The sequence below is a fragment of the Streptomyces sp. NPDC048751 genome (assembly GCF_043198595.1).
Lineage (GTDB): Bacteria > Actinomycetota > Actinomycetes > Streptomycetales > Streptomycetaceae > Streptomyces.
In genome coordinates this window covers 34,805-51,510 of the sequence record NZ_JBICUX010000010.1, presented here as the reverse complement: position 1 = coordinate 51,510, position 16,706 = coordinate 34,805, and the positions used below count along the sequence as shown (strand labels likewise).

The following is a 16,706-nucleotide window of genomic DNA, read 5'->3' as shown; positions in this document are numbered from 1 at the left end:
TGGGGGCGCTCCTCGTGAGAGGGACGCCCCCGGTGCTTTTTCGGCCAGATCGAGGTCAGGGCGTCCGGGCCACCAGGTACCGGAACACGTTCGGCATCCACACCGTCCCGTCCGGACGCTGGTGCGGATGCAGCGCCTCGGCCAGCTCCTTGTCGACCTGTTCCTGGTCCGTCGCGGCGATGGCCGCGTCGAACAGCCCCGTCGACAGCAGTCCACGCACCGCGCTGTCGAGGTCGGCGTAGCCGAAGGGGCAGGAGACCCGTCCCGAGCCGTCCGGCCTGAGGCCGGCCCGCTGGGCGACCTCCTCCAGGTCGTCGCGCTGGGCGGGACGCCAACCGCCCGAGGGGCGCATCGGATCGGCCAGCTTCGTGGCCACCCGCAGCACGGACGAGGTGTCGCACCGCTCGGGCGGACCCCAGCCCGCCAGCACCACGGGCGCCCCGCGCTCGGCGAGCGGCGCCGCCGCCGTGAGCAGCTCGCTCAGCCCCTCCGAGTCGCCCGCGAGGCACCCGATGGGCTCGAAGGCGGTCACCAGGTTGTACGGGGGTGTCTCCGCGTCGGCCGCGTCCGCGGGCCCGCCGTCGACGAGCCGGGTGGCCGCACGCGTGCGAGTGCCCCACGACTCCGGCAGCAACCGCTCCCGCGCCAACGCCAGGCGCTCCGGGCAGCGGGATTCGACACCGGTGACGGCGGCGCCTCTCGAGGCCGCCATCAGCAGGGAGAGCCCCGAGCCGCAGCCCAGGCCCAGCAGCCGGGTGGCCGGGCCCACGTCGAGCCGCTCGTGGACGGCCTCGTAGAGCGGGACCAGCATCCGCTCCTGAATCTCGGACCAGTCACGCGCGCGTGCACCGCGGTCCACGCGGGATTCGGGTCCCGCGTGGGGCAAGTGCTGCCGCACGAGCGTAGGTGTCATATGAAAGCGCCCCAATCCGCCGAGAGTTGTCAGATGTGTGCTCGTCGTGTCCGAGGCCCCCGTGGTGCGCGCTCGCGCTTCCCCCGTATGCCAGGAAACTCCCGGCTCGCGGCGGCGTCCAGGGGTTGTGGAGTCCGGCTTGGGGCTTTTCGGCGCCTGTGGCGAGAATTCACATTCCGGCAACGTGGGCCCGTACCATTTCGCCATGGCAAAAGCACCCGTTCTCACGCCCAGGGCGGACGACTTCCCGCGCTGGTACCAGGATCTGATCACCAAGGCCGAGCTGGCCGACAACGGGCCGGTGCGCGGCACCATGGTGATCCGACCGTACGGGTACGGGCTGTGGGAGCGCATGCAGGCCGAGATGGACGCCCGGATCAAGGAGACGGGCACCCAGAACGCCTACTTCCCGCTGCTGATCCCGCAGTCGTACCTCACGCGTGAGGCCGACCACGTCGAGGGTTTCGCGCCCGAACTCGCCGTGGTCACGCACGGCGGCGGCAAGGAGCTGGAGGAGCCGGCGGTGGTCCGGCCCACCTCCGAGACCATCATCAACGAGTACTTCTCCAAGTGGGTGCAGAGCTACCGCGACCTGCCGCTGCTGATCAACCAGTGGGCCAACGTGGTCCGTTGGGAACTGCGGCCCCGGCTCTTCCTGCGGACGTCGGAGTTCCTGTGGCAGGAGGGCCACACCGCGCACGCCACGTACGAGGAGGCCCGCGACTTCGCCGCGCGCATCCAGCGGCACGTCTACGGCGACTTCCTGGAGAACGTCCTCGCCGTCGACTTCGTCTCCGGTCGCAAGACGGTGAAGGAGCGCTTCGCGGGCGCCATCAACACGCTCACGCTCGAGAGCATGATGGGCGACGGCAAGGCCCTCCAGATGGTCACCAGTCATGAGCTGGGGCAGAACTTCGCCAAGGCCTTCAACACCTCGTACCTGTCGAAGGACGGCACCCAGGAACTGGTCTGGCAGACCTCCTGGGGCTCGACCACCCGCATGATCGGCGCCCTGGTGATGATGCACGGCGACGACGACGGCCTGCGGGTCCCGCCGCGCCTGGCGCAGATCCAGGCCGTCGTCCTCGCGATCAAGGGCGACGAGGCGGTTCTGGCCAAGGTCCGCGAGATCGGCGACCGGCTGAAGGCGGCCGGCGTCCGCGTCCAGGTCGACGACCGCACCGACACCCCCTTCGGCCGCCGCGCCGTCGACTGGGAACTCAAGGGCGTTCCGGTCCGCGTCGAGATCGGTCCCCGCGACCTGGAGAACGGCACCGCGATGCTGGCCCGCCGCATCCCCGGAGGCAAGGAAGCGGTGTCCCTGGACGCCCTGGCCGAGCTGCTGCCCACCGTCCTCGAAGAGGACCAGGCGCTGCTGCTGGAGCAGTCCCGGGAGCGCCGGGTCTCCCGTACGACGAACGTGTCCTCGATCGAGGAGGCCGTCGAGGCCGTCACCGCCGGCAACTGGGCGCGCATCCCGTGGGCGACCCTCGGCGAGGAGGGCGAGAACAAGCTCGCCGACCACGCGATGACCGTACGGTGTCTGGTCGCCGAGGACGGGTCGGTCCCGGAGGACGGCGACGCGCCGGGTAACGTCGCGATCGTTGCACGCGCTTACTGAGGTGAAGCCCTCCGCGCGCGAGAGCGACCGAAACGCCCCTTGCGCGCCTGTGAACCTCATATGCCCCGGCGCGCGGACACCGTCTACGCGCCGGGGCGTAGGGGGAACTACGCACCAGCTTGGTATGAGCTGTGAGGCTTCTCCACAGATCGACGCACCCGCCCTCGTCAGGGCGCATCATTCGCAACTGACGGGTACGTGCAAATTATTTGGGATGGCCCGGAATCGGAACACACGGGCACCCTGGCTCGTTGTCATTACGTGAGCACGACACAGACACCACCTGTTCTCGCCGCAGAGCTGGCACAGGCGTGGGCCGATATTCAGCGGTACCACCCCGAGCTGCCGGATCTCGCCGCGCCAGAGTCCCTGATCGGGGAGTCGTCGTCCGCGTGCGGTCACGAGCTCTCCTTCGAGCGACTGCTTCACGAGGCAGTCCACGGCATCGCGGCCGCCCGCGGGGTTCGCGACACCTCCCGCGCCGGCCGCTACCACAACCGCAGATTCCTCGCGATCGCCGAGGAGCTGGGTCTGGACCACCCCGAGGAGCCGCATCCCAGCAGCGGATTCTCGCTGGTCACGCTCAACCCCGAGGCGAAGCGCCGCTACCGGCCGACCATCGAGCGCCTGCAGCGCGCCCTGAAGGCGCACACGGCGGCCACCACCGCCGAGACCACCCGCGCCTTCCGTGGTCCCGCCGCCCGGCACGGCTCCTCCGGCGGCGGGGTCCGCGTCAAGGCGGTGTGCGACTGCGGCCGCAACGTCCGCGTCGTCCCGTCGGTCCTGGCCCAGGCCCCGATCGTCTGCGGCGGTTGCGGAAAGCCGTTCCGCATCCCGGAGGTCATGGGCGCGGCATAAGGGCCGCCCGACGCGACACCGGCATCTCGTGGCTGCCGGTTCGGTGTGCGGTGCGGGGTGGTGCTGTCCTGCTGAGCTGCGGGCAGTCGTGCCGCTTGGGCGGCACGGGTGGGCGCAGCGGCACCCCGTAGGGCGCCGGGTTGCGCGACCGACCGTGAGGGCACCCTTCGCGCCGGGTGCCCCTCAGGCGTGCCCGCGCACACCCGCGGCTCAAGGCGACCCGCAGGGTGTGGCACAATGGCTAGCTGTACTCGACAGCCGCACAGGACCCCTCTCTCCTCCGGCTGACGCGTCCATCGGGCACTCGGGTACCGCAACCCCACGCGGCCATCTCGCCGTGCCCAACCACGTCAAATCCAGGAGAACCCACTCCCGTGGCAGTCAAGATCAAGCTGAAGCGTCTGGGCAAGATCCGTTCGCCTCACTACCGCATCGTCGTCGCCGACTCCCGTACCCGTCGTGACGGCCGTGCGATCGAGGAGATCGGCAAGTACCACCCGACGTACCACCCCTCGGTCATCGAGGTGGACGCCGAGCGCGTCGCGTACTGGCTCGGTGTCGGCGCCCAGCCGACCGAGCCCGTGCTCGCCATCCTGAAGAAGACCGGCGACTGGCAGAAGTTCAAGGGCGAGCCCGCCCCGGCGCCGCTGCTCGTCGCCGAGCCGAAGTCCACGCGCGTGTCGTTCGAGTCCCTCGGCGGCGACGACGAGGGCAAGGGTGAGGCGATCACCCAGAAGAAGAAGGCTGAGAAGAAGGACGAGGCTGCGGCTGAGTCCGAGTCGACCGAGGCCTGAGCATGCTCGAGGAGGCTCTCGAGCACCTCGTGAAGGGCATCGTCGACAACCCTGACGATGTGCAGGTCGCCTCACGCAACCTGCGTCGCGGGCGTGTGCTCGAGGTCCGGGTCCACCCGGACGACCTCGGCAAGGTGATCGGCCGCAACGGCCGCACCGCACGCGCCCTGCGCACCGTCGTGGGCGCCATCGGCGGCCGCGGTGTCCGCGTCGACCTCGTCGACGTGGACCACGTCCGCTGACGCTTATCGCAACCGGCGGGATTCGCCGGACCGGCTCGGGCCGGGGAGGGCCACTGGGCCGTCCCCGGCCCGTAGTCGTACGACAGGAGACGTACACAAGTGCAGCTGGTAGTCGCTCGCGTCGGCCGCGCCCACGGCATCAAGGGCGAGGTCACCGTGGAGGTACGCACCGACGAGCCGGAGCTGAGGCTCGCGCCGGGCGCCGTCCTGGCCACCGACCCGGCCTCGGCCGGCCCGCTGACCATCGAGACGGGCCGCGTCCACAGCGGCCGCCTCCTGCTGCGCTTCGAGGGCGTGCGCGACCGCACCGCCGCCGAGGCGCTGCGCAACATCGTCCTGATCGCCGAGGTCGACCCGAACGAGCTGCCCGAGGACGAGGACGAGTACTACGACCACCAGCTCATGGACCTCGACGTGGTGACCGCGGACGGCGTGGAGGTCGGCCGGATCACCGAGATCTCGCACCTGCCCTCGCAGGACCTGTTCATCGTCGAGCGGCCGGACGGCACCGAGGTCATGATCCCGTTCGTCGAGGAGATCGTCACCGAGATCGACCTGGAGGAACAGCGGGCCGTCATCACCCCGCCGCCCGGGCTCATCGACGACCGAGCCGAGACCGCCTCGTCACGGGAAGAGTCCTGATGCGCCTCGACGTCGTCACGATCTTCCCCGAATATCTGGAACCCCTGAACGTCTCCCTCGTCGGCAAGGCACGCGCGCGTGGACAACTCAACGTCCATGTGCACGACCTGCGCTCCTGGACGTACGACCGCCACAACACGGTCGACGACACGCCCTACGGCGGCGGCCCCGGCATGGTCATGAAGACCGACCCCTGGGGCGACGCCCTGGACTCCGTCCTCGCCGACGGCTACGAAACCGGCTCCCGCGCGCCGGCCCTGATCGTGCCGACCCCCAGCGGCCGCCCCTTCACACAGGAACTCGCCGTCGAACTCTCCGAGCGCCCCTGGCTGATCTTCACACCGGCGCGCTACGAGGGCATCGACCGCCGGGTCATCGACGAGTACGCGACCCGGATGCCCGTATACGAGGTGTCCATCGGCGACTACGTCCTCGCCGGCGGCGAGGCGGCCGTACTCGTCGTCACCGAGGCCGTGGCGCGGCTGCTTCCCGGCGTCCTGGGCAACGCCGAGTCCCACCGGGACGACTCCTTCGCGCCCGGCGCCATGGCCAACCTCCTGGAGGGGCCCGTCTACACCAAGCCGCCCGAGTGGCGCGGCCGCGCGATCCCGGAGGTGCTGCTCAGCGGCCACCACGGGAAGATCGCCCGCTGGCGCCGCGACGAGGCACTACGGCGTACGACGGCCAACCGCCCGGACCTCATCGAGCGTTGCGACCCCAAGGCCTTCGACAAGAAGGACCGCGAGATGCTCTCCATCCTGGGCTGGGCACCCGACCCGGAGGGTGAGCCCCACGGGCGATTTTGGCGCAGGACAGAGGGCATGGAACAATAGGTCGCTGTTGTGCGCCGTCCGGTGTGCGCCCCTGCCACAGGGGGACACGACGCCCGCCCCGACGCGCACGGCTCTCATCCAGAACCTCTAGTTCCCGTTGATGACCTGTGGCATCAGCGAAGAAAGCAGACGAAATGTCTCACCTGCTCGACTCCGTCGACTCCGCGTCGCTGCGCAGCGACATCCCGGCCTTCCGCCCGGGTGACACCGTCAACGTCCACGTCCGCGTCATCGAGGGCAACCGCTCCCGTGTGCAGCAGTTCAAGGGCGTTGTGATCCGTCGCCAGGGCGCCGGTGTCCGTGAGACCTTCACGGTCCGCAAGGTCTCGTTCTCCGTCGGCGTCGAGCGCACCTTCCCGGTGCACACCCCGATCGTCGAGAAGATCGAGCTCGTCACCCGCGGTGACGTGCGTCGCGCCAAGCTGTACTACCTGCGCGAGCTGCGCGGCAAGGCCGCGAAGATCAAGGAGAAGCGCGACAACTGAGCGCTTCCCGGGGTTCACAGCGAGGCCGGATAGCATCTGGCCTCGATGGACACCGAAGCACAGCCGACGGAGCGCGACCGCTCCTCCCGCCCCTCCGAATCCGAGGCGATCTCGGACACAGGGGGGCAGGAGGGACGGTCGCGTTTCTCGTTGGTGTCGCGGATCACCGACTGGCTTCCGGGCGGCTGGATCAGTCTGACCCTGCTCGTCTGCCTGCTGTTTTTGCTGATCCTCAACAGGTTCGTGGTGCAACCGTTCCAGATTCCGAGCGGATCCATGGAACAGGGATTGAGGATCGGGGACCGCGTTCTCGTAAATAAGTTGGCGTACCGTTTCGGGGCCGAGCCGCGGCGGGGCGACGTGATTGTGTTCGACGGCACTGGGTATTTCGGGGACGCCGACTACGTCAAGCGCGTTGTGGGTGTGGCGGGAGACCACGTGGTCTGCTGCGACAAGGAGGGGAGGATCCGGGTGAACGGCCGGTCGGTCGACGAGTCGGGGTTTCTGTACCCCGGCGACAGTCCGTCCTCGGTGCCCTTCGACGTCGTCGTGCCGGACGGCACCCTCTTCGTCCTCGGCGACCACCGCAGCGACTCCAGCGACTCCCGCGACCACCTCGGGTCACCGGGCGGCGGCATGATCCCCGTCGGTGAGGTGATCGGGCGCGCCGACTGGATCGCCTGGCCCTTCGCCCATCTCACCCACCTGCAACGGCCCGACGCCTACGCGCGCGTGCCCGCCGCGGAGGGCGCCCATGGGTAACCGCGGCAAACCACGCGGCGCGGGGAGCAGTCCCGCCGACAGCCTGCTGCCCACCGGCTCCCGCCGGGCCGGCCCCGGCCCGTCCGCCGGCCGCAGCCGTGCCGAGCGGCGCAAGCTCCAGCGCAAGGTCAAGCGCCGCCGCAGGCGCTCGGCGGTCAAGGAGATACCCCTCCTCGTCGGCGTCGCGGTGCTCATAGCGCTGGTGCTGAAGACCTTCCTCGTGCAGGCGTTCGTGATCCCGTCGGGCTCCATGGAGCAGACGATCCAGATCGGCGACCGCGTCCTGGTCGACAAGTTCACCCCGTGGTTCGGCTCCAAGCCGCAGCGCGGGGACGTCGTCGTGTTCAAGGACCCCGGCGGCTGGCTGAAGGACGAGCAGACGACCACGAAGAGGAACGACCCGGTCGTCATCAAGCAGGCCAAGGAGGCGCTCACCTTCATCGGCCTGCTGCCCTCCGACGACGAGAAGGACCTCATCAAGCGGGTCGTGGGGGTCGGCGGGGACCGGGTGAAGTGCTGTGACGTGCAGGGGCGGGTCACCGTCAACGGCGTCCCGCTGAGCGAGGACTACCTGTATCCCGGGAACGCGCCGTCCGACACGCCGTTCGACATCACCGTCCCCCAGGGACGGCTGTGGGTGATGGGCGACCACCGGGCCAACTCCGCGGACTCCCGCTTCCACCAGGACACCGACTACGGGGGCACGGTCTCCGAGGAGGAGGTCGTGGGGCGGGCCATGGTGATCGCGTGGCCCTTCAACCACATGACCACCCTCGACGAGCCCGGCACCTACGCTTCCGTGTCCGACTCGGTGGCCGGGTCGACCGCTGCCCCCCGGCTGTCGCATAGGGTTGCCCCGGACGATTCGAACGGAACGATCCAGCTCCCGAGCCCTGCGGAACTCCCGCTCGTTATGGGAGTGGTGGGCCTGCGCCGCGTAGGGGGCAGGCGGCGGCACAGAGTTAGGAGTTGGCGTGGGGGATGTGGCGGTTGGCGCACGGTCCGGACACGACGGCGAGGAGCACCGCGGGCGTCCCGTGGAAGCTGCCGTCCCGGCCGCGGACAGCGCCGTGACCTCCGGGAGTGACTCCGGAGCGACTGAGGACGGCAGGCCGGTGGACATGGTGACCCAGGGTGGCGGCGAGGGGCCCGGAGCCCCTGGGCCCAAGCAGAAGAAACCCCGCTCCTTCTGGAAGGAGCTGCCCATCCTGATCGGTATCGCGCTCGTGCTGGCGCTGCTGATCAAGACGTTCCTGGTGCAGGCGTTCTCGATCCCCTCGGACTCGATGCAGAACACTCTCCAGCAGGGTGACCGCGTCCTCGTCGACAAGCTGACCCCGTGGTTCGGCTCCGAGCCGGAGCGGGGCGAGGTCGTCGTCTTCCACGACCCCGCCCAGTGGCTGGCGGGTGAGCCGACCCCCGACCCGAACGCCCTGCAGACGTTCCTCAGCTGGATCGGCCTGATGCCGTCCGCGGAGGAGAAGGACCTCATCAAGCGGGTCATCGGCGTCGGCGGCGACACCGTCGAGTGCAAGAGCACCGGCCCGCTGCGGGTCAATGGCAAGGCGCTGAACGAGCCGTACGTCTACCCGGGCAACACCCCGTGCACCATGGACGACCAGGGCGGACAGTTCAAGGTCAAGGTGCCCAAGGGCTACATCTGGGTCATGGGCGACCACCGCCAGAACTCGCGCGACTCGCGCTACAACCAGTCGGACAAGAACCACGGCATGGTCCCCGTCGACGAGGTCGTCGGACGCGCCATCGTCAAGGCCTGGCCGATCAACCGCTGGGGCACACTGCCCGTCCCGGACACCTTCGACCAGGACGGCCTGAACGACCAGTCGTCGGCGGCCGCCGGCCTCACGGTCGCCCCGCAGGGTCTCGCCCTCGCCGGCGTGGTGCCGGTGGCGCTGTGGCGGCGCAGGCGGCTGACCCCGGCCGAGCCCGCGCAGCAGCGCCGGCTCAAGGGCCGGTCATGATCTCGACCATGGGCTGACCCGGGCCCGTACCCCCGGGTAGGGTGCGGGTCCATGAGTGGCGAGAGCGCGACACGTACGGTCCCGCGCAGCGGTGGCGCGGGCAAGGGCCCCGTGGGCAGCCGGACCGGACAGAGACTGTCCGGGCTGGCCGTCGCACTGGGCCTGCTGCTGTTCCTGGGCGGTTTCGGCTGGGGAGCGCTGGTCTACCGGCCGTACACCGTTCCGACCGGCTCCATGACGCCGACGATCGGTGTGGGCAACCGCGTGCTGGCGGAGCGAATCGACAGCGACGAGGTGCGCCGCGGTGACGTCGTCGTCTTCCAGGACACCGAATGGGCCAACGCTCCCGTGGTCAAGCGTGTCGTCGCCGTCGGCGGGGACACGGTCGCCTGCTGCACCGACGGCAAGTTGACCGTCAACGGCAAGCAGATCGACGAGCCGTATCTCGCTCCGGGCAGCCCGGCCGAGGAGAAGAAGATCCCGACGGTGGAGGTTCCCAAGGGGCGACTCTTCCTCCTCGGCGACGAGCGGCACAGTTCCCTGGACTCCTCCGCACACCTCACGGACGCGGCCAGTGGCACGGTGGCCGTGAAGGCCGTGCGGGCCCGCGTGGACGCCGTCGTGTGGCCCATGAACGGCATGCTGAAGCGTCCCACCGGCTTCGAGGCGCTCGGCGCCATCTCCTCGCCCGGACCGCTCGGCACGATCGGCCTCATGATCGTCGCGGGTGCGGTGCTGGTCCTGGGCGGCGGGGCCTACGGTCCCATCGCCAAGCGGCTGGGCGGCGGCCGGGGCGGTACGCGCACGGAGCCTGCCGGTGTCCGCTGAGAAGACGGACGCGGAGCCGGGCACGGACTCGACGGACACGGACACGGATCCGTACGAGGGCGGCCTGCGCAAGGTCGCCAGGGTGGTCCTGCTCGACCCCCAGGACCGCATCCTCCTGCTGCACGGCCACGAGCCCGACGATCCGGCCGACGACTGGTGGTTCACCCCCGGAGGCGGCCTGGAGGGCGACGAGAGTCGTGAGGAGGCCGCGCTCAGGGAACTCGCCGAGGAGACCGGCATCACCGAGGTCGAACTCGGCCCGGTGCTGTGGCGCCGGGTGTGCTCCTTCCCGTTCGCGGGCCGACGCTGGGACCAGGACGAGTGGTACTACCTGGCCCGTACGACCCAGACGGCCACCCGGGCCGCGGCCCTCACCGAGCTGGAACGGCGCAGTGTCGCCGGAGCGCGCTGGTGGACGTGTCAGGAACTGAGCCGGGCACATGAGACGGTGTATCCGACCAGACTCGCCGAGCTGCTGCGCAGGCTGCTCGACGACGGTCCCCCGGCCAGGCCCGAGATCCTTGACACGGAAATCGTCTAGAGGCTCACGGGACTGGCGCACAATGGTGGGATCGCACGGCTGAAGGGGAACATGCCATGAGCGCCGAGGACCTCGAGAAGTACGAGACCGAGATGGAGCTGAAGCTCTACCGGGAGTACCGCGATGTCGTCGGTCTGTTCAAATACGTGATCGAGACCGAGCGGCGTTTCTACCTGACCAACGACTACGAGATGCAGGTGCACTCGGTCCAGGGTGAGGTGTTCTTCGAAGTGTCCATGGCGGACGCCTGGGTGTGGGACATGTATCGGCCCGCGCGGTTCGTCAAGCAGGTGCGTGTCCTCACGTTCAAGGACGTGAACATCGAGGAGCTCAACAAGAGCGACCTGGAGCTCCCGAGCGGCTGAGGGGCGGGTCCACGGAACCCGAGTGGGTGACGGAGTTGTCCACAACCGCTGAGTTCTCCACCAAGATCCACTGCGTGGAGGCGGATGCGTGACCGTTGGCGCCGGAGGTGGTGCCGACATGAACGCACATCGGGCACGCAGTGCACTCGGCAGGTACGGCGAGACGCTGGCCGCGCGGCGGCTGGCCGAGGCCGGAATGACGGTCCTGGAGCGCAACTGGCGCTGCGGCAGGACCGGGGAGATCGACATCGTGGCGCGGGACGGTGACGTCCTGGTCGTCTGCGAGGTGAAGACCCGCAGGGCGGGGCCCTTCCAGCACCCCATGGCCGCGATCACGCCCGTCAAGGCGGACCGCCTGCGGGGCCTCGCGCAACGCTGGACCCAGGAACACGGCGGAGCCCCACCCGGAGGCGTCCGCATCGACGTCGTCGGGGTCCTCCTGCCCCAGCGGGGCGCGCCCGTGGTCGAGCACGTGCGGGGGGTGGCCTGAGATGGGGTTCGCGCGTACGTGCGCCGTGGCCCTCGTAGGCGTCGAGGGCGTCGTCGTCGAGGTCCAGGCCGACCTGGAGCCGGGCGTGGCGGCGTTCACGCTGGTGGGGCTGCCGGACAAGAGCCTGACGGAGAGCCGGGACCGGGTCCGGGCTGCGGTGGTCAATTCGGGAGGCGAGTGGCCGCAGAAGAAGCTCACGGTGGGCCTCAGCCCGGCATCGGTGCCGAAAGCGGGCAGCGGCTTCGACCTGGCGGTCGCCTGCGCCGTGCTGGGCGCCGCCGAGCGCATCGACCCCCGGGTGCTCTGCGACATCGTGATGATCGGAGAGCTGGGCCTGGACGGGCGGGTGCGACCCGTCCGGGGCATCCTCCCGGCGGTGCTCGCCGCGGCGGACGCCGGGTACGAGCAGGTGGTCGTTCCGGAGTGCGCCGTCGCCGAGGCCTCCCTGGTGCCGGGGATCTCCGTGCTCGGCATCCGCAGCCTGCGCCAGTTGATCGCCGTACTGACGGACGAGCCCGTGCCCGAGGAGGAACCTGAGGACCCGGGGCGCCCCGATCCCCTCCTCGCGGGCCTGCGTATGCCCGGCACGGGCGCGGCCACCGGCATGCACAGCGCCGGCGCGGCCCAGCACGACCAGGGGCACGACCTCGCCGACGTCGTCGGCCAGATCTCGGCGCGCACCGCGGTCGAGGTGTCCGCGGCCGGTGGTCACCACCTGTTCCTCGAGGGCCCGCCAGGGGCCGGCAAGACGATGCTCGCGGAGCGGTTGCCGGCTGTCCTGCCCCGCCTCGCCCGGGAGGAGTCGCTGGAGGTCACGGCGGTGCACTCGGTGGCGGGGCTGCTGCCGCCAGGGAAGCCGATGATCGACCTCCCGCCGTACTGCGCGCCGCACCACTCGGCCACGATGCAGTCGCTCGTCGGCGGCGGCCCGGGCGTCGCCCGGCCCGGGGCGGTGTCGCTCGCTCACCGCGGAGTGCTCTTCCTCGACGAGACGCCGGAGTTCAGCAGCCACGCGCTCGACGCCCTGCGGCAGCCCCTGGAAGCGGGCCATGTGGTGATCGCGCGGAGTGCGGGGGTGGTGCGGTTCCCGGCGAGGTTCCTGATGGTGCTGGCGGCCAATCCATGCCCCTGCGGGCGGTTCTCGCTCAGGGACAACCTCTGCGAGTGCCCGCCGTCGGCGGTCCGCCGTTACCAGGCGAGGCTCTCCGGACCGCTGCTCGACCGGGTCGACCTGCGCGTCGAGGTCGACCCGGTCGGCAGGGCCGAGCTCACGCAACGCGGAGCCTCGGGCGAGTCCACGGAGACGGTGGCCGCCCGGGTGCGGGCCGCCCGGGAACGGGCCGCCGTGCGGCTCGCGGGCACACCGTGGCGGACCAACAGCGAAGTCCCGGGCCGGGAACTGCGCAGCCGCTGGCACGCCGCCCCCGGGGCGATGGACGAGGCCGAGCGGAGCCTGGAACGCGGTGTGCTGACCGCGCGTGGCCTCGATCGCGTCCTGCGTGTCGCCTGGACCGTCGCCGACCTCGTCGGTCACGACCGGCCCGACGCCACGGACGTCGCCCTGGCGCTGCAACTGCGCACCGGCGTGCCGCGCGGTGTGCCGATGGCCATCGGGGCGCTGACATGAAGGGAGGCGACGATCCGGACGCCGAGATGCTCGCCCGTGTCTTCCTCACCCGTGTCATCGAGCCCGGCGACGAGGTCGCCGGGCGGTGGGTGCGGGAGATCGGGGCGGTGGGGGTGGCGCGGCGGTTGCGCGGTGGCGGGGTCGCCCTGCCCGGGGCGAGTGACACCCGGTGGGCGGGGCTGGTCGCGCGGGCCGGGACGGCGGAGCCCGAGCGGGATCTGATCGTCGCGCGGGAGGCCGGAGTGCGGTTCGTGTCTCCTGGTGGGGTCGAGTGGCCAGGAGTGCTCGACGATCTCGGGGACGCCCGGCCCCTGGGGCTGTGGGTGCGCGGGCGGCCCAGCCTGCGGATGTGGGCGCTGCGGTCGGTCGCCCTCGTCGGTGCCCGCGCCTGCACCGAGTACGGCGCCCACATGGCCGCAACCCTCGCCGCGGGCCTTGCCGAGCGCGGCTGGGTGGTGGTCTCCGGCGGGGCCTACGGGGTCGACGGCGCCGCCCACCGGGGCGCCCTCGGTGCGGGCGGAGCGACCGTCGCCGTCCTCGCCTGCGGAGTCGACCGGCCCTACCCGCGCGGGCACACCGAGCTGATCACCAGGATCGCGGAACAGGGGCTCGTGATCGGCGAGCTGGCACCCGGTGATCATCCGACGCCGAGCCGGTTCGTCCTGCGGAACCGGGTGATCGCCGCGCTCACCCGCGGCACGGTGGTGGTCGAGGCGGCGTACCGCAGCGGCTCACTTGTGACGGCGCGGGCGGCGCAGCGCCTCGGCCGGCACACCATGGGCGTGCCGGGGCCCGCCACCAGCGGCCTCTCCGCGGGGGTGCACGAACTGCTGCGCGGCGAGGCGGTGCTCGTCACCGACGCCGCTGAGGTCGTCGAACAGGTGGGCGACATCGGGGAGCTGGCTCCGGACCGGCGCGGCCCCGTACTGCCCCGTGACCTGCTGGAACCGGGAGCCCGGCGTGTCCTCGCCGCACTGCCGGCGAGGCGAGCGGCGAGCGTCGGAGAGATCGCGAGGGGCGCTCAGACGGCCGAGGACGACGCGATCGCGAGACTGTACGAACTTAGAGCACTTGGTTACGTCGAACGACACGGCGATGGCTGGAAGTTGACACGCCAGGCGATGCTCTCCGCCTACGAGGGCCGCGACGAACGTTGACCGAGCGTGTTCGGCCGTCCGGGGGAACCCCGAAGCCCTTGGGGTTTCCCCGGAGTTGGGGCCCATCGGCCGTCACCGAGAGCAACCGTCCCGACCCTGCCAAGCACCCGGCGACACCGTGCCGCTTACGGGTAAGGCCTCGCTCTTCGCGCACCGCAACACTTCAGTCACGCTACGCTCACGAGGATCCGGGCACAGTCCGGCAACTCGACACCAGACCGACACCTCACGTACTTCACGGCAGAACGGCACAAGGCGACGAATGCCCCAGCACACCTCCGGGTCCGACCGGGCGGCTGTCCCCCCAGCCGCCCGCGACGGTGGCAGCGTGCGGCCGCCCGCTCCCTCGACGCTCGACGAGCTGTGGCGGTCCTACAAGGCGACGGGGGACGACAGGCTGCGGGAGCAGCTGATCCTGCACTACTCACCGCTCGTGAAATACGTGGCGGGACGCGTGAGTGTCGGCCTGCCGCCGAACGTGGAGCAGGCCGACTTCGTGTCCTCGGGCGTCTTCGGGCTCATCGACGCGATCGAGAAGTTCGACATCGACCGGGAGATCAAGTTCGAGACGTACGCGATCACCCGTATCCGCGGCGCCATGATCGACGAGCTGCGCGCGCTGGACTGGATCCCGAGGTCCGTGCGGCAGAAGGCGCGGAACGTGGAGCGGGCGTACGCGACGCTGGAGGCGCGGCTGCGGCGCACGCCCACGGAGGGTGAGGTGGCCGCCGAACTCGGCATCGCGGTGGACGAGCTGCACGCCGTGTTCAGCCAGTTGTCCCTGGCCAACGTGGTGGCCCTGGAGGAGCTGCTGCACGTCGGGGGCGAGAGCGGGGACGGCCTGAGCGTCATGGACACGCTGGAGGACACCGCCGCGGACAACCCCGTGGAGGTGGCTGAGGACCGGGAGCTGCGGCGCTTCCTGGCGCGGGCGATCAACACGCTGCCCGAGCGGGAGAAGACCGTGGTCACGCTCTACTACTACGAAGGGCTGACGCTGGCCGAGATCGGCAACGTGCTGGGTGTGACCGAGAGCCGGGTCAGTCAGATCCACACCAAGTCCGTGCTGCAACTGCGCGCGAAACTGGCGAGCTTCGGCCGTTGAAGCCCTTAAAGCCCTTGAAGCCGCGTTGAGGCCGTCGAAGCGGCCGTCCGGGGGCAGGTCGGCGGGAGTCACTCCCGTCGGGGGTGGCACGTCCGTAAAGTGGTCGACGTGCCAAGGATTAGAGCGGCCTCCGTGGCCGAGCACCGGTCGATGCAGCGTGCCGCCCTGCTGGACGCGGCGCGTTCTTTGTTGTCCGAGGGTGGGACGGAGGCGTTGACCTTCCCGGCCCTCGCCGAGCGGACGGGGCTGGCGCGGTCGTCCGTCTACGAGTACTTCCGGTCGCGGGCGGCCGTCGTCGAGGAGTTGTGCGAGGTCGACTTCCCCGTCTGGGCGGCCGAGGTCTCGGCGGCGATGGCCGCGGCGGACGAGCCCGAGGCCAAGGTCGAGGCCTATGTGCGGCAGCAGCTGGCGCTGGTGGGAGACCGGCGGCACCGGGCCGTCGTGGCGATCTCGGCGAGTGAGCTCGACGCGGGGGCCCGGGAGAAGATCCGGGCGGCGCACGGGGGGCTCGTGGCGATGATCGTGGAGGCGTTGGGGGAGATGGGGCACGCGGAGCCTCGGTTGGCGGCGATGTTGCTGCAGGGCGTTGTGGACGCGGCGGTGCGGAGGATCGAGCTCGGTGCGGCGGAGGACCCCGTGGCGATCACCGATGCGGCGGTGTCCATGGCGTTGCGGGGGGTCCAGGGCTGAGGTTCGGCTGCCCCCGTGGTGGGGGATGGTTCGCTCGCCCGCGCTCGCGGGGGTGCCGCTGCGCCCACCCTCCCCCACTCTCGACTTCGCTCGAGCAGGCGGACCCCCATCGCCCCAGCGGCACGACTGCCCGCAACTACCCCAGCAGTCGGCTGGGGGAGCTACGGCAGTGGCACCCCCAGCACCGGCAGCAGGCGTGAAGGCCCCCGGTGGAGCAGCCACGGCGGCAGCAGGGTGAGTGGGTCCAGGTAGGTGTCGCCCCTCAGCAGGCCCCAGTGCACGCACGGTGCCGAACAGTGGGAGCCGGTCGGCTCCGCCGAGCCGATCACCTGGCCCGCCTCGACCTCCTCGCCCTTCGTCACGGCCGGGCGTACCGGTTCGTACGTCGTCCGCAGGGGTGGGGCGCCCGTGTCGGGCAGTTCCACCGAGACGACCGGCTTGCCCGCCACCCGGCCGGCGAAGGACACCCGGCCCGCCGCCACCGCGCGTACCGGTGTCCCCGGTGGGGCCGCCAGGTCCACGCCCCGGTGGCCGCGGGCGTACACCGTCGCCGGGGGTTCCCAGCCGCGCAGGATCACGGGGCGCGTTCCCACCGGCCAGGCGCGGCCGATGGCCGGTACCGATGGTGTGGGCGCGGGGGCGGGTGGTGGCGGCGGGTCGTCCGCCCAGGCCGTGGGGGCCAGAAACGCGAAGGTCAGGCCCAGCAGCAACGCCCAGGCCGCTCGCGGGTGTCGGTTCGCTCGCATGGTGAGGAGCCTTGCGCAGGCCCGC

At 70.8% G+C, this 16,706-nt stretch carries 20 protein-coding genes; 18 read left to right on the top strand and 2 right to left on the bottom strand.

All coding sequences use genetic code 11. The annotated features are described in order from the left end of the window. Window positions 1-55: 55 nt before the first annotated feature. Entirely contained in the window at window positions 56-913 is an 858-nt protein-coding gene (locus ACGFNV_RS29840; protein ID WP_393626513.1) for an SAM-dependent methyltransferase, read from the bottom strand. Between the two features lie 205 nt (window positions 914-1,118). Here ACGFNV_RS29840 and proS point away from each other — a divergent pair, with 205 nt between their 5' ends. From proS to ACGFNV_RS29750, 18 genes are all read left to right on the top strand, one after another. Further along, complete coding sequence (proS, locus tag ACGFNV_RS29835) at window positions 1,119-2,534, top strand: proline--tRNA ligase (RefSeq protein ID WP_393626511.1); 1,416 nt, start codon at window positions 1,119-1,121, stop codon at window positions 2,532-2,534. A gap of 261 nt (window positions 2,535-2,795) precedes the next feature. Next, a complete protein-coding gene (locus ACGFNV_RS29830) occupies window positions 2,796-3,392 on the top strand; it encodes a hypothetical protein (RefSeq protein WP_133930233.1) in 597 nt (198 codons plus the stop codon). A gap of 374 nt (window positions 3,393-3,766) precedes the next feature. Further along, the gene (rpsP, locus tag ACGFNV_RS29825; RefSeq protein ID WP_393626510.1) at window positions 3,767-4,186 is read left to right on the top strand and encodes a 30S ribosomal protein S16; all 420 of its coding nucleotides are present in this window, start codon (window positions 3,767-3,769) and stop codon (window positions 4,184-4,186) included. Between the two features lie 2 nt (window positions 4,187-4,188). Further along, entirely contained in the window at window positions 4,189-4,428 is a 240-nt protein-coding gene (locus ACGFNV_RS29820) for an RNA-binding protein (protein WP_003973401.1), read from the top strand. A gap of 99 nt (window positions 4,429-4,527) precedes the next feature. Further along, entirely contained in the window at window positions 4,528-5,070 is a 543-nt protein-coding gene (rimM, locus tag ACGFNV_RS29815) for a ribosome maturation factor RimM (protein WP_393626508.1), read from the top strand. Beyond that, complete coding sequence (gene trmD, locus ACGFNV_RS29810) at window positions 5,070-5,903, top strand: tRNA (guanosine(37)-N1)-methyltransferase TrmD (protein WP_393626506.1); 834 nt, start codon at window positions 5,070-5,072, stop codon at window positions 5,901-5,903. Before rimM ends, trmD begins: the two co-directional genes overlap by 1 nt. Before the next feature lie 134 nt (window positions 5,904-6,037). Then, the gene (gene rplS / locus ACGFNV_RS29805; RefSeq protein ID WP_013000407.1) at window positions 6,038-6,388 is read left to right on the top strand and encodes a 50S ribosomal protein L19; all 351 of its coding nucleotides are present in this window, start codon (window positions 6,038-6,040) and stop codon (window positions 6,386-6,388) included. Between the two features lie 45 nt (window positions 6,389-6,433). Continuing rightward, the gene (gene lepB / locus ACGFNV_RS29800; RefSeq protein WP_393626505.1) at window positions 6,434-7,150 is read left to right on the top strand and encodes a signal peptidase I; all 717 of its coding nucleotides are present in this window, start codon (window positions 6,434-6,436) and stop codon (window positions 7,148-7,150) included. Beyond that, complete coding sequence (gene lepB / locus ACGFNV_RS29795; RefSeq protein ID WP_393626503.1) at window positions 7,143-8,237, top strand: signal peptidase I; 1,095 nt, start codon at window positions 7,143-7,145, stop codon at window positions 8,235-8,237. Before lepB (ACGFNV_RS29800) ends, lepB (ACGFNV_RS29795) begins: the two co-directional genes overlap by 8 nt. Further along, window positions 8,125-9,132, top strand: coding sequence for a signal peptidase I (gene lepB / locus ACGFNV_RS29790; protein WP_393626501.1), 1,008 nt, complete (start codon window positions 8,125-8,127; stop codon window positions 9,130-9,132). Before lepB (ACGFNV_RS29795) ends, lepB (ACGFNV_RS29790) begins: the two co-directional genes overlap by 113 nt. A 51-nt stretch (window positions 9,133-9,183) precedes the next feature. Next, window positions 9,184-9,960 carry a signal peptidase I gene (gene lepB / locus ACGFNV_RS29785; protein ID WP_393626499.1) on the top strand — a complete coding sequence of 259 codons (777 nt, stop codon included), beginning with the start codon at window positions 9,184-9,186 and terminating at the stop codon, window positions 9,958-9,960. Between the two features lie 64 nt (window positions 9,961-10,024). Next, on the top strand, window positions 10,025-10,501 hold the full coding sequence (locus ACGFNV_RS29780; protein WP_393626893.1) for an NUDIX hydrolase: 477 nt from the start codon (window positions 10,025-10,027) through the stop codon (window positions 10,499-10,501). 56 nt (window positions 10,502-10,557) lie between these two features. Further along, window positions 10,558-10,866, top strand: a complete 309-nt coding sequence (locus ACGFNV_RS29775; protein WP_003993268.1) for a DUF2469 domain-containing protein — start codon at window positions 10,558-10,560, stop codon at window positions 10,864-10,866. A gap of 88 nt (window positions 10,867-10,954) precedes the next feature. After that, a complete protein-coding gene (locus tag ACGFNV_RS29770; RefSeq protein ID WP_393626498.1) occupies window positions 10,955-11,356 on the top strand; it encodes a YraN family protein in 402 nt (133 codons plus the stop codon). Window position 11,357: 1 nt separating this feature from the next. After that, window positions 11,358-12,983: a YifB family Mg chelatase-like AAA ATPase gene (locus ACGFNV_RS29765; protein WP_393626496.1), complete on the top strand. Its 1,626-nt coding sequence runs from the start codon at window positions 11,358-11,360 to the stop codon at window positions 12,981-12,983. Further along, window positions 12,980-14,140: a DNA-processing protein DprA gene (gene dprA / locus ACGFNV_RS29760; RefSeq protein WP_393626494.1), complete on the top strand. Its 1,161-nt coding sequence runs from the start codon at window positions 12,980-12,982 to the stop codon at window positions 14,138-14,140. The genes ACGFNV_RS29765 and dprA overlap by 4 nt, the downstream gene beginning before the upstream one ends. 262 nt (window positions 14,141-14,402) lie before the next feature. Next, a complete protein-coding gene (gene whiG, locus ACGFNV_RS29755; protein WP_393626492.1) occupies window positions 14,403-15,245 on the top strand; it encodes an RNA polymerase sigma factor WhiG in 843 nt (280 codons plus the stop codon). A 132-nt stretch (window positions 15,246-15,377) separates the two neighbouring features. Continuing rightward, complete coding sequence (locus ACGFNV_RS29750; RefSeq protein ID WP_393626891.1) at window positions 15,378-15,935, top strand: TetR/AcrR family transcriptional regulator; 558 nt, start codon at window positions 15,378-15,380, stop codon at window positions 15,933-15,935. 161 nt (window positions 15,936-16,096) lie between these two features. Here the strand turns inward: ACGFNV_RS29750 and ACGFNV_RS29745 are convergent, their stop codons facing one another. Continuing rightward, window positions 16,097-16,681 (bottom strand): M23 family metallopeptidase, encoded by a 585-nt coding sequence (locus ACGFNV_RS29745; protein WP_393626491.1) that lies wholly within the window; start codon window positions 16,679-16,681, stop codon window positions 16,097-16,099. Window positions 16,682-16,706: the final 25 nt, after the last annotated feature.